The sequence below is a fragment of the Methylobacterium sp. J-072 genome (genome assembly GCF_022829425.1).
Classification (GTDB): Bacteria; Pseudomonadota; Alphaproteobacteria; order Rhizobiales; family Beijerinckiaceae; genus Methylobacterium.
On sequence record NZ_JAKSYK010000218.1, the window covers coordinates 1 to 10,264 of the forward strand.

Annotated in this window: 16 protein-coding genes and 1 pseudogene; 8 read left to right on the forward strand and 9 right to left on the reverse strand. The window is 63.3% G+C overall.

The genetic code is table 11. The annotated features are described in order from the left end of the window. Positions 1 to 35 precede the first annotated feature (35 nt). The 4 genes from MKK67_RS29055 to MKK67_RS29070 all read right to left on the reverse strand — a co-directional run bounded on the left by MKK67_RS29055 (position 36) and on the right by MKK67_RS29070 (position 1,726). Entirely contained in the window at positions 36 to 257 is a 222-nt protein-coding gene (locus MKK67_RS29055) for a DUF6894 family protein (RefSeq protein ID WP_243972112.1), read from the reverse strand. Between the two features lie 566 nt (positions 258 to 823). After that, the gene (locus MKK67_RS29060; protein ID WP_243972114.1) at positions 824 to 1,045 is read right to left on the reverse strand and encodes a hypothetical protein; all 222 of its coding nucleotides are present in this window, start codon (positions 1,043 to 1,045) and stop codon (positions 824 to 826) included. Then, complete coding sequence (locus MKK67_RS29065; protein ID WP_243972116.1) at positions 1,045 to 1,308, reverse strand: hypothetical protein; 264 nt, start codon at positions 1,306 to 1,308, stop codon at positions 1,045 to 1,047. The genes MKK67_RS29060 and MKK67_RS29065 overlap by 1 nt, the downstream gene beginning before the upstream one ends. Next, positions 1,298 to 1,726: a DUF5681 domain-containing protein gene (locus MKK67_RS29070; protein ID WP_243972119.1), complete on the reverse strand. Its 429-nt coding sequence runs from the start codon at positions 1,724 to 1,726 to the stop codon at positions 1,298 to 1,300. The genes MKK67_RS29065 and MKK67_RS29070 overlap by 11 nt, the downstream gene beginning before the upstream one ends. Before the next feature lie 202 nt (positions 1,727 to 1,928). Between MKK67_RS29070 and MKK67_RS29075 the strand changes: the two genes are divergently transcribed. Together MKK67_RS29075 and MKK67_RS29080 are read left to right on the forward strand one after the other, a co-directional pair. Then, positions 1,929 to 2,129, forward strand: coding sequence for a hypothetical protein (locus MKK67_RS29075; RefSeq protein ID WP_243972121.1), 201 nt, complete (start codon positions 1,929 to 1,931; stop codon positions 2,127 to 2,129). Positions 2,130 to 2,406: 277 nt separating this feature from the next. Further along, a complete protein-coding gene (locus MKK67_RS29080) occupies positions 2,407 to 2,724 on the forward strand; it encodes a hypothetical protein (protein WP_243972124.1) in 318 nt (105 codons plus the stop codon). A 151-nt stretch (positions 2,725 to 2,875) separates the two neighbouring features. On the opposite strand, the gene oxlT is transcribed toward MKK67_RS29080, so the two are convergent. Beyond that, the gene (gene oxlT, locus MKK67_RS29085; RefSeq protein WP_243972126.1) at positions 2,876 to 4,147 is read right to left on the reverse strand and encodes an oxalate/formate MFS antiporter; all 1,272 of its coding nucleotides are present in this window, start codon (positions 4,145 to 4,147) and stop codon (positions 2,876 to 2,878) included. Between the two features lie 142 nt (positions 4,148 to 4,289). On the opposite strand from oxlT, the gene MKK67_RS29090 reads away from it, so the two are divergent. The 3 genes and pseudogenes from MKK67_RS29090 to MKK67_RS29100 form a co-directional block, all read left to right on the forward strand. Then, positions 4,290 to 5,084 carry a DUF1194 domain-containing protein gene (locus tag MKK67_RS29090; RefSeq protein ID WP_243972128.1) on the forward strand — a complete coding sequence of 265 codons (795 nt, stop codon included), beginning with the start codon at positions 4,290 to 4,292 and terminating at the stop codon, positions 5,082 to 5,084. A gap of 222 nt (positions 5,085 to 5,306) precedes the next feature. Beyond that, positions 5,307 to 6,230 (forward strand): alpha/beta hydrolase, encoded by a 924-nt coding sequence (locus MKK67_RS29095; RefSeq protein ID WP_409568459.1) that lies wholly within the window; start codon positions 5,307 to 5,309, stop codon positions 6,228 to 6,230. Between the two features lie 271 nt (positions 6,231 to 6,501). Further along, positions 6,502 to 6,749: pseudogene (locus MKK67_RS29100) on the forward strand (hypothetical protein); the annotation flags it as partial. 1 nt (position 6,750) lies between these two features. On the opposite strand, the gene MKK67_RS29105 reads toward MKK67_RS29100, so the two are convergent. Then, positions 6,751 to 6,921 carry a hypothetical protein gene (locus tag MKK67_RS29105; protein ID WP_243972132.1) on the reverse strand — a complete coding sequence of 57 codons (171 nt, stop codon included), beginning with the start codon at positions 6,919 to 6,921 and terminating at the stop codon, positions 6,751 to 6,753. A 3-nt stretch (positions 6,922 to 6,924) separates the two neighbouring features. Between MKK67_RS29105 and MKK67_RS29110 the strand changes: the two genes are divergently transcribed. Continuing rightward, positions 6,925 to 7,194 (forward strand): hypothetical protein, encoded by a 270-nt coding sequence (locus tag MKK67_RS29110; RefSeq protein WP_243972134.1) that lies wholly within the window; start codon positions 6,925 to 6,927, stop codon positions 7,192 to 7,194. 594 nt (positions 7,195 to 7,788) lie between these two features. Here the strand turns inward: MKK67_RS29110 and MKK67_RS29115 are convergent. Continuing rightward, on the reverse strand, positions 7,789 to 8,199 hold the full coding sequence (locus MKK67_RS29115) for a hypothetical protein (protein ID WP_243972136.1): 411 nt from the start codon (positions 8,197 to 8,199) through the stop codon (positions 7,789 to 7,791). 840 nt (positions 8,200 to 9,039) lie between these two features. Here MKK67_RS29115 and MKK67_RS29120 point away from each other — a divergent pair. Then, the gene (locus MKK67_RS29120) at positions 9,040 to 9,216 is read left to right on the forward strand and encodes a hypothetical protein (RefSeq protein ID WP_167367914.1); all 177 of its coding nucleotides are present in this window, start codon (positions 9,040 to 9,042) and stop codon (positions 9,214 to 9,216) included. A 110-nt stretch (positions 9,217 to 9,326) separates the two neighbouring features. On the opposite strand, the gene MKK67_RS29125 is transcribed toward MKK67_RS29120, so the two are convergent. Both MKK67_RS29125 and MKK67_RS29130 read right to left on the reverse strand, forming a co-directional pair. Beyond that, positions 9,327 to 9,551: a hypothetical protein gene (locus tag MKK67_RS29125; RefSeq protein WP_243972138.1), complete on the reverse strand. Its 225-nt coding sequence runs from the start codon at positions 9,549 to 9,551 to the stop codon at positions 9,327 to 9,329. Positions 9,552 to 9,639: 88 nt separating this feature from the next. Further along, complete coding sequence (locus MKK67_RS29130; RefSeq protein WP_243962935.1) at positions 9,640 to 9,822, reverse strand: hypothetical protein; 183 nt, start codon at positions 9,820 to 9,822, stop codon at positions 9,640 to 9,642. Positions 9,823 to 9,887: 65 nt separating this feature from the next. On the opposite strand from MKK67_RS29130, the gene MKK67_RS29135 reads away from it, so the two are divergent. Continuing rightward, positions 9,888 to 10,264 (forward strand): hypothetical protein (locus tag MKK67_RS29135; RefSeq protein ID WP_243972140.1); only part of this gene is annotated, 377 nt, incomplete at its 3' end.

Sequence of the window (10,264 nt, forward strand, 5' to 3'; positions counted from 1 at the left end):
CCGGATCAGCCTGCGGGAGAACTGGTTTAGCGATCTCACCGTTTGATCGGTAGGCGACCTACGATCGAGCCTGCAGCATCGCGCACGACCATCGTCCATCGCTGGTCCAAATCGATGCCGATCGCCTCATCCGCCATTTCGATGATGACATCACGCGCCTCAGCGAGCACTTCATCGACGGTAGCAGCCTCGATACCTGCCTCGTCCGGGATGGTCTCGTCACCGTTCGACACGTCGAAGAAAAAGCGTTGGGACACCGCCAAGCTCCCTGAAGCACGATCGTGACGCGGAGCGGCTGGCCGGTCGGCCTACGTAGTTCCACGTCATGCTAAGGGTGCAATTGAACCAAATAAAAGTATCCAATCGGCTGTTCTGGGTACTTATTCCGGCTTGTCAGCGCTAAAAAAAATGCGCTATTCAGTATCTGAGTGCTTCAGCGTCCCCGCATCAAGTCGATTGACCGTGATGTATTTAGTTGATTACAAGCAACTTTGGGGGATATCATGATCAAGGCATTTGATAATTTATTAGATACGGATAATATTACTACAGATATCAATAAACATAGGTTGCGCTCTCACATCGCTAAGATGCTGGCGAAGATCCCGGTTGGTAAGCGGTCCCGGGCAGAGGTTGGTCAAGAGTGCGTCGAAGCTGAGCTTTTATAGGTCGCGCTCAGACTGATTATTACCATCGGCGTCGCGCAGCGCGGCCGCCGTTAAATTTCTGCTTACTGCGCCCAAGCCGAACCGCGCTGGGACTGGATCGCGACGCGCCGGCGCTTGCCGTAGCGGTCGTCCGGGATGCCTCCGGCCTTTCGCTCCTACACGTCATCACCGCTGACTTCAGGGGCCGAGCGCATCCGGATCGCGAGCACGGCTTTGTCTCCAATGCGCCGCGCGGCGTCCGAACTCGAGTAGCGGTGTTCGGACATCTGAATGAGGGGTCCGTCCTTGCCGTCGTAAATCGACCACTGCCATGCATCGCCGCTGTCTGCGACGCGCTCGATCTCAAGGTGCGGGCCAGGCGTGGGGGTGGTCGACATCACTGCGCCGCCTTCTGTCGCTGCTGCGTCTGCCAGTCCGCGATGAACGCCTCGATTTGGGTGGCCATTTCCTTGTCGGCCGGGTGAGGGGATGCCTCCAGGCTCGACACCATGGCGCCGAAGGACGGCCACTCGGACGCCATGTCGTTCAGGCCCGCCACGATCTGCCGGTCGAGCTCGGCGTCGGATAGACCCGAGGGCGCACCGAACCGCGGATTGGCCTCTATCTTGGCGAGGCGGGCTTCCAGAACCTTAGAGTACATTTCCCATAGCCTCCTCGATGCGGGCGAGCCGGCGGTCCAGGTCCACCGCCTTGATCGCCTCGACGTGCACGCCGACAGCCGCGCTGACGTCTCGGGCCTCGCTCGGGGTCAGTTCGCCGTCAGCTACCGCCTGCATGAGCTTCGCGGTGGCGACCGGCACGTCCGCGATCTTCTCGATCACCGGCATGTCGAACTGCACCACCCGGTCCTTGCGGGGCGGGCACAGCCGATCGAGGCACAGCCGCAGCGCGGGGCCGTCGCCGTCCAGCGCCATCTCGACCGCCTTGCGGGTCAGCGCCTCGGCCTCGCCGTCCAGGATCGCCTCGACGGCCTGGGTCGTGCGGTTGCGAGCACCTTTCGGCCGGCCGCCGGGGTTACCGCTCTGGCCAGGCTTGAAAGCCTTGCCTTCACCTCGCATGGGTCGTGTCCGTCATCCGAGCTGGCTGTAAATACAGCCGGGGAACAGCCAGGTTGGCTGCGCCGTGAAAGAATATAGCACTGGCTATCAGATTTCACGACCGAGCCATGTCAATCTGCATCAGACCACAGGTGCCCTGGCGGCTCCCCTCCGGACCTTCGCTGCCACATGCTGCGTTGCTTACGAACACGGAGAGCAGCTGATGCCCGACGAGCCGAAGATCTCGAACACGCAGACCGTTGCTGACATGGAGTACGACGCCGAGCGCTGGGCGCGCGTTGGCGCCGAACACGGCACCGATCCCAAGAAGGTCGCACCGGCGGCCGAGACGAAGCCAGAGGTTGGGCTTTCGCAGAAAGGGACCAACGAAGACGCGATCGTGAAGCGCGAGACCGATATCTGAGAGGAACGAGCATGGCTGACGATCAGATTGACACGCAGGCCTAGCGGATGCCCCAGGGCAAGCCGCTAAGCGAGGGGCTCGCCAATGCCCCCTGGACACCGCCACCGGCACGGTCAAGCCTCAGGATGGCCCGATGGATCGGGCCGGCACCGAGGCGGAGGAGGCAGCCAGGGGTGGCACGAGCCTTGGAGCCGAGCGCAACAAGTCCGAATGAAAGTCGAATGGCCTGCCCCGTGCCTGAGTCCTCCGAGAACCTACGTCTGTGCGAGGCTTCAGAATGGCTGGCGATATCGTCCCACAAACCCGGGGCTGGCAGGCGGCCATAGAAACGGCAGAGCCGCCGATCCTGCGGGTGAGCGGCGAAATCGAACTCGGCAATACGAACGAGCGGCCAAGCCTCAGTTTGTCTGAGCCGGCAAGCCCGGATCCATCAGTGTTGGTCTTAAACCTCGATGTCGTCATCGACGGACCGAGCGAGTTGGCGATGCATTGGGCGGCGGTGGCGTTCCGCCACCCGATCTCGGAAGCGGCCCCCAAGACCCTGCGGCTGCTATGGATGGGCGTAGAGATCGCGAGCCTGACCGTCGCCGAGTGATCAAGAACGGTTACGAACGAGATCCTATCAGCCCAGCCGATGTCATACCGCGCGAACAATCGTGGCGCGCGCGGTGGCCCAATCGAGGTCGACCTTGGCGACTGGCTGCATCAACTCGCCGAAGGCGGCAAAACCGCCAGCGGCGTCCGTATCAAGCTGTCGCGGTGCCGACGATGAGCGGGGACACACCGCGTGCCTCGATCCACCCCCGACGCATCGGCCGAAGTACGAGAAACGCAAGTGCTGCCGTGAACACATCCAGAGCGATAGCGATGCCAAACACCGGCACCCAGTTGCCGGCGGCGTCATGGACCAGAGCCGCTATAGGCCCACCGAGCAGCGAACCGACGCCCTGGGCCATGTAGAGGAAGCCGTAGTTCGTCGTAGCGTGCTTGGTACCGAAGGTGTCGGTCAAGAGCGAAGGGAACAGGGAGAAGATCTCGCCCCATGCGAAGAACACCACGCCTGAAAGCAGGGCGAAAGCATAGGGGTTCTGGCGATTGTAGAGCAGCAGGCAAATGGCACAGGCTTCCAGGGCAAAGGCAATTGCCATCGTCTGCTCGCGACCGATCTGATCCGAGATCCAGCCAAAGAAGGGACGCGTCAGGCCATTGGTGACGCGATCGAAGGTCAGGGCGAACGGAAGAGCCGCAAAGCCGAACACTAGCGCGTCGGCGACGCCAAATTCCCGAGCGAAGGCCGCAAAGTTGACGGTGACCATCAGGCCGCCGGTCGACATCATCGTCATCATGACGAACATCAGCCAGAACAATGGCGTGCGCAGCATCGCCTTGGGAGCCGTGTTGGCTGCCGTACCAGTCAGGCGGCTGGGTTTGACGGCCGGAACTTCGTCCGGATGAGGCGCGCGTAGACCAAGAGCGGCCAGAAAGCCGACGGCACCGAGGATGATGCCGAAGACGAGCAAGGTTTGCCGGAAGCCAGCGGCTTCCATCATGTTGGAGATCGGAAACGTGGTGATCATCGCGCCCATGCCGTAGCCGGCCGCCACGAGGCCGGCTGCAAAGCCGCGGCGGTCCGGGAACCACCTAACCATGAGTCCGACGATGCCAACGTAGACGATGCCGGTTCCGAGCCCGCAGAGCAGGCCATAGGTAGCGTAGAGACCGATCAGACTCTCAGCATAGGAGGCCATGACCCAACCGAGACCGCTGAGGGCGGCACCCAGGGCAATCATCAGCTTGGCACTGAAGCGTTCGATCAGGTAGCCCTGCACAGGAGAAAAGAAGGTCTGCAGCACGATCACCACGGTGAAAGTGACCTGCACGGCTGCGAGCGAGGCGTTGGTGGCGGCCTGGAATGGCTTGACGAACAGTGTCCAGACGTATTGCGGACTTGAGATCGTCATCATGACGATGAGCCCAAGGGCGAGCTGCAGCCAACGGCGTTGATCAAGCTTGTCCATAACTCACCTCACTGGAGGAAGTGAGCCCGCAAGATCTGTGCGCTTTCAGGCAGGCATGCTGCTTGACGGCAGTGAGCGCAACCGTGTCGCGGTTGTGACGCGCCAGGCCTGTGCCACACTGAGGACGCGTTGGAGAACCCTCATGCGCCTCGCGGTGGTCGCCGCCATCCTGTGCACTCTCGTACCGCCGGTGCGACAGACGACGGCGCAGGCAGCGGGCACGGAGGTCGACCTCGCTCTTGTCCTTGCGGTGGACGTGTCGCTCTCAATGGATCCCGAGGAGCAGCAGGTTCAGCGCGACGGCTACGTCGCTGCCTTCCGATCTGAAGTCGTTCAGACAGCGATCCGCCAAGGCCTCATCGGTCGGATCGCTGTGACCTACGTCGAGTGGGCGGGGACGCACAGCCAGTCTGTGGTCGTGCCTTGGACGGTGATCGGTACGACTGCCGAGGCCGAGAACTTCGCCGATCAGCTCGCGCGAATGCCGCCGCGCCGTAACATTTGGACCTCGATCTCCGCGGCACTCGACTTCTCGGTCGGGCTCCTGCGCACGTCTGGGTTCGAGGCGACGCGCCGCGTCATCGACGTCTCTGGCGATGGTCCCAACAACGACGGCCGCAAAGTCACCGAGGCCCGCGATGATGCGGTGGCGGCAGGTGTCGTCGTCAACGGGCTGCCGCTGATGATCAAGGCGCCGACGGGCCCCTACGACATCCCCAATCTCGATCTTTACTACCGGGATTGCGTTATCGGCGGTCCCGGCGCCTTCATGGTGCCTGTGCGAGACCCGGGTGAGTTCGCTACAGCGATCCGCACCAAGATCGTGCGGGAGGTGGCCGACACCATACCGACCGCACCGCAGGTTCTGTCGGTACAGGCGTTCAGCCGAGGTCGCTGCGCGACCGCGAGCCGCCATAGTGGATATGACGACCCCTAAAAACGCACGCCGACCAGAGCGACAGTGAAAAGACGACATGCTCGGCCGGGTTGAGGTCAGGGCGGAACGGCCCGCCCATGCGTCACGGGCGGGGATCAATGACCAAACTCCCAGATCGGGATGCCCGGGAGCCTGTAAGGCTTCCAGTAGCGGGTCAGGTGAGCGACCGACCATTCGTCACCGAAATTGCTTAGCCTGGCGTCCTCTCCCCACGAGGACGTCATGTTTCTTGATCGTCGCGCGCTTCTCCTCGCTGTTGCCGCTAGTACCCTTGCGGGCCGTTCCCATGCTGATCCGGCGCCACAGCGCCTTCAGCTCTGGCCCGGAACCCCGCCCGGCGGTGGTGGCCCGACGGGACCAGTGCACGAGAAGGATGGGATGATCTCCAACATCGCCATACCCATCCTCGAAGTGTTTGCTCCGGCCCGGCCGAACGGCGCTGCGATGCTGATCGCGGCAGGCGGAGGCCTAACCGGCATCAGCCAAGCCGAAGAGGCGTATCCCGCCGCGCGATGGCTGACAGATCAGGGCGTCACAGCCTTCGTCCTGACGTATCGCCTTCCCCAAGAAGGCTGGCACGATCCAACCCCGGCGCCCTTACAGGATGGTCAGCGTGCCTTACGGATGATCCGTGCGACGGCGGACCGGTACGGCATCGACCCGGGGCGCATCGGCGTGCTCGGCTTCTCGGCGGGCGGCTATGTCCTTGGTTTGGTCGCCGTCCGCAGCGATTGCCATTCCTACACGCCGGTCGACGCGGTCGACAAACAATCGGCTCGCCCGGATTATGCCGTGCTCCTCTACCCGGTCGTGAGCCTGGATGCGCCGTCTGAACGGACCGCGACGGCACGCAAGGAGGTAGGCGAACACGCGAGCCGCGAGGTGCGGGATGCATGGTCGGTGCAGAGCTACGTGCGCGCGGACGATCCGCCAATGTTCATCGTGCAGGCTGCCGACGATGCGACCGTGAACCCGCAGAACGCGAGCCTGCTCGAAGCGGCCTGTCGGGAAAACGGCGTGCCGGTTGAGCTGCATCGGTTCGATACCGGCGGCCACGGCTTCGGTATGGGGCGTCCAGGGACATCGACGACCGCTTGGCCGGGTCTGTGTCGAGCCTGGTTGGCCCGGCAGGGGATCCTACGCTGACCTCGACCATGCCTGAAGGCATCCACGATTTCGTTAATCGTGATCCGGCTGACGTCCCGCGCTCCACCGCCGAACAGGAGCAACGTGATTGCGGCTGTCAAGATTGTGATGGGTGAGGGGGCCGATTGGGCCCGGCGGGGTCTGACGCATACGCTGGCCGGCGCTGCCAGCAAGCTCACGGTAGACCGCAGCAGGGTACGGTAGCCGATGGCAGCAGTACGGTAGCGGTTACGGAAGGATGAGGGGTACCGTAGCCAAGGCCGGCCGCTGACGGGATGGATGGGGGCGCCGGATCCGGCTCAAGGCTGGGGCAGTGACGTTCTTGGTCGTGCCCGCCAGACCAGGGTCGTTCTGGCCGCGGCGCATCGGAACCACGACACGGCCGACAATGCGGGCGCCAACCTCGCAGCCTTCTACCAGCGCTGCCACATGATCCACGACCGGCCGGAGCACCGGCGCCGGCGGTGGCGCACGCTGTTAGGGGCGCTCGGCGACCTGTTCGGTGGCCCTTACACCTGAGCTACGGCGTGTAGCCGGTGGGGTCTTGCAGGCTCGAGCTGTGCCAGCTCATCGAGTAGCTGTGCTGGCGGTCGCTGGAGAGACGGTCGTGCGCTGCCGAGCCCTCATAGCCCTCGCCCTTGCCGTCGGTGTGCACGTCGCGCCCGTTCACGCGCAGAGCCAGGATGAGCAAGCCTTGGCCCTGCTCCGGGCTGCCAGCGCGCAGTCCGCGATCATCACGTTCTGCGGCAAGCACTACGCGATCGATGGCACGACCGCCCTGCGGATCTCTCAAACCACACGTGATGTGGCCACCAAGGTGCTAGGTAAGGAACAGGCCAATGCGGCTTTCAAAGACGAACTGGCGCGGCGCTACGCCGAGGTGAAAGCGGTTGGCGAGCAGCAGTGGTGCACTGAGCAGCGTGCAGCGTTTGCAGATGATGAGCCCCGGATCTTCAAGAACTGAAGTCGCGAGTGGGCCCCTCAGTCCGTTAGCACGGCAATGAGCGAAAACGAACCGGCGAGCATAAACGTGCCCGCGATGAGCAAGGCGATCAGGAGCATCTCGGAAGCCTCAAATGCCGAACAGCGCCGCTTCCTCATGAACGCTTATGGCCACGCTCGGTTGCGCTCGGCCGATTGCTGAGCATCAGCCGGCTCAATCCCCGCCAGCGTCTCCAGCATCGTCGTTCGCGACGAGGAGCCAGTCGGACAGGATGAGGACGACCGCCACGGCCACTTCACCGGCGGTCTGAATGGCTCTTCCCGCCTTCGGCTTAGGCTCTCGGCCCGAACCTCGGCGATCAGCTCGCGCGCCAGCCGGTCGATCTCTTCATCCGAGAGCTTCCGGCCTGGCTCGTCGGTCATGCATGTAGACCTGTCAGCATCGGGGCTCGACCCCGCCCCGATCTGCTCACGGGGCGGGGGAGCATCCGATCTCACCAGCGGTAGGCCGATACGCAACTTGGCCCTACAGCATCATGCTAAAACCCAGTTACGATCGAGTGTATGGCGCCATTTGCAGGCCGACTGCACGTGACTCTGGCGTAAGACGCGAACCTCAGTAGCCGTAGTAGCCATACGGACGACGGTAATAACCGTAGGGGCCGCCGTAGTAACCTACTGGAGCATACCCACCGTAGGGGCCGCCGTAGCCATATCCGTAACCGCCGTAGGGATACCCGTAGCCGCCGGCGAGGCCGTATCCGACAGCTGCACCGGTCAGGAGGCCCAAACCCAGGCCGTAGCCCCCGTAGCCATAACCGCGGCCATAGCCGTAACCGAAGCGGCCATAACCGCCACGGAACCCACCGTAGCCCCCACGGAAGCCAGCGCCCCGGAAGCCCCCGCCGAACCCGCCGCCGCGGAAGCCACCGCCACCGAAGCCACGGGCGTCAGCGCCAGTTGGGACGAAGGCAAATGCAGCCAGCAGTGCCGTTGAGGCAAGAGCCAAGCGTTTCATCAGGATCATCTCCTATCCGCGAAGTCTGATCCAGAAACTCATCCGCAGGCAGGACGGATCCAGGCGCGGCACGTCCAAGGTGCCGCAGATTTGTATCGTTGTGTTGCTGTATAGAAATAAAAACCCGACCAAGGGGAGATGATCCTTGGTCGGGCGCTTCTGTATCAAGCAATACGGGGCGGTACTGCTCGATAAAGTTGCCCATCCAACCGAGTATGCGAGCCTAAGTTCCCCGATGTCGAGCGTAAGCAGCACACCGTTAGTGCACGAACTGTGATGCTTGCGATGTGCCGTGCAGGCTGTAGTCCCAGTGCCATGTCGTGCCGCCTATAACTCTTGCCTGATCCGCACCCCAACCGGCGAACCAGTCCACGACGCGGCGTGAAGTGGGGCCACAACCGGGAACGACAGGGGTGTGGAAGTGGGGTCCTATTCCCTACAGACCAAGGCACCCGTAGTCACGAATTGTGCCGGGCAAGCCGGTCCGCACCCCAGGTGCACAGGTGTGCAGAGAACATCTCCGAGCCTTCCCGAACAGGTACGAACGTCCGAGAGCGTCGGCGCTGTTTCGAGCTGCGCCGCGGTGTTTCGATCGGCTTCGGCTTGAGGGCGCGGACCACGGCGATATGGGTCCCGGCGCCTTCAGTGGGTGTGGTGTGATGCCTTCGAGGTACTGAGCTATTCGTAAGCTTGTGGTGCGTCGCGAGACGGCTGGGTACGGCAAGATGCGGTAAGCCACGGGTTCGCAAACCTGATTGCCAATCGTGCAGGATCTGCGACCTTGGGGGATGATGCCGGGCGAGTCATTGGTCCGCACGACGTGCCGGTGTCACTGGGAGCGGCATAGCGATGACCGAGACCGACAAGCCTCATGGCGTGAGCGTGGTGCCGCCTACGGTGCCGATCCGGAACGTCAACGTACCTGACCCGACGGCAGGCAGCGAGCCTGAGAGCAAAGACGTTGTACAGGATGCCGAGAGCAAGCCTGACGATCCAGACAAGGCTGCCAAGGATGGCCTGGCCTAGCTAGCTTAAGGCACAGATCGCGGACGGGACAGCAGTGCAGGTGACCGGCCGCACCGTTTGATTGAAACCAGCCCCGCTGTTTTACAGCTGCGGGGCTGCCATGTCCGAGATCACATGCGGGAACGGCGCATGTGATGACGCCGGTGACGGGTCATGTGTCGCCGTCCCATCATGCCGGTCTGGCCTCCCATCCGCTTCTGAGAGGAGCTCTTCACGCTGCCCGGGTTGTTCATGTTGCCTTCGGCGCTACCACCGCCAGCAGGTGTCTGCGCCACTGCTGCTCCTACCAGCGCGACAGAGAGCGCGGCAGCGAGAGCGATTGTCTTGATCGACATGGACATTCCTCCAGGCCGATCGGTTCGATCAACCCGGGAGCAAACAGCCCCACGGTCGGTATCGTTCAGGCTCCCGCCATGATTGAAGTTACAGATCCTGACGGCGTCGCAACCGCAGCGCCAGGATCAGCGCGCCAGGCCAGAACGCGAGGCTCAGCACCGCGATCGGCATGATCGGGCGGCCCTTCCACCACACGATGATCACCGGCACGAACAGACCAAGGGTCGCGATGGTGAGGAGCGCCCAGAATTCGAGGTCGGACAGGTCCATGAACGGTAGGTAGGGGCGTTCTACCGCTACGCTTTCTTCACGCTGGGTGGCACAGTGCCGCCGTCATGCCGATCCGGCCCGAGCACCGCTTCTTCTACCCGATCGACTGGCGCGAGCTGTCGATGGCGATCCGGTTCGGCCCGGCGCAGGGCGGGTGTGAGAGCTGCGGCCGGCCGCCCGGGCAGTTGTTCTACAACCCGGCCGTTGGCGGCTGGTGGGAGGCTGAGGCGGGCGGCGGCCGCGAGGGAGGGGGAGCCCGGATCCGGTCAAGGTGGGTTACGGTATTCTCCGCCGGCGCCGGCCGACCCCAGGCGGTTCGGCCAGCGGCCACCGGGAATAACAACCGGCTTACCAAGTCCGCGCCCAACCCGTTGCCTTTCGGCCAGCCCGCCAACTTGACCAAGACCCGCCCGAGCCATAGGAGGCGGCGGCGGCCCCGCCG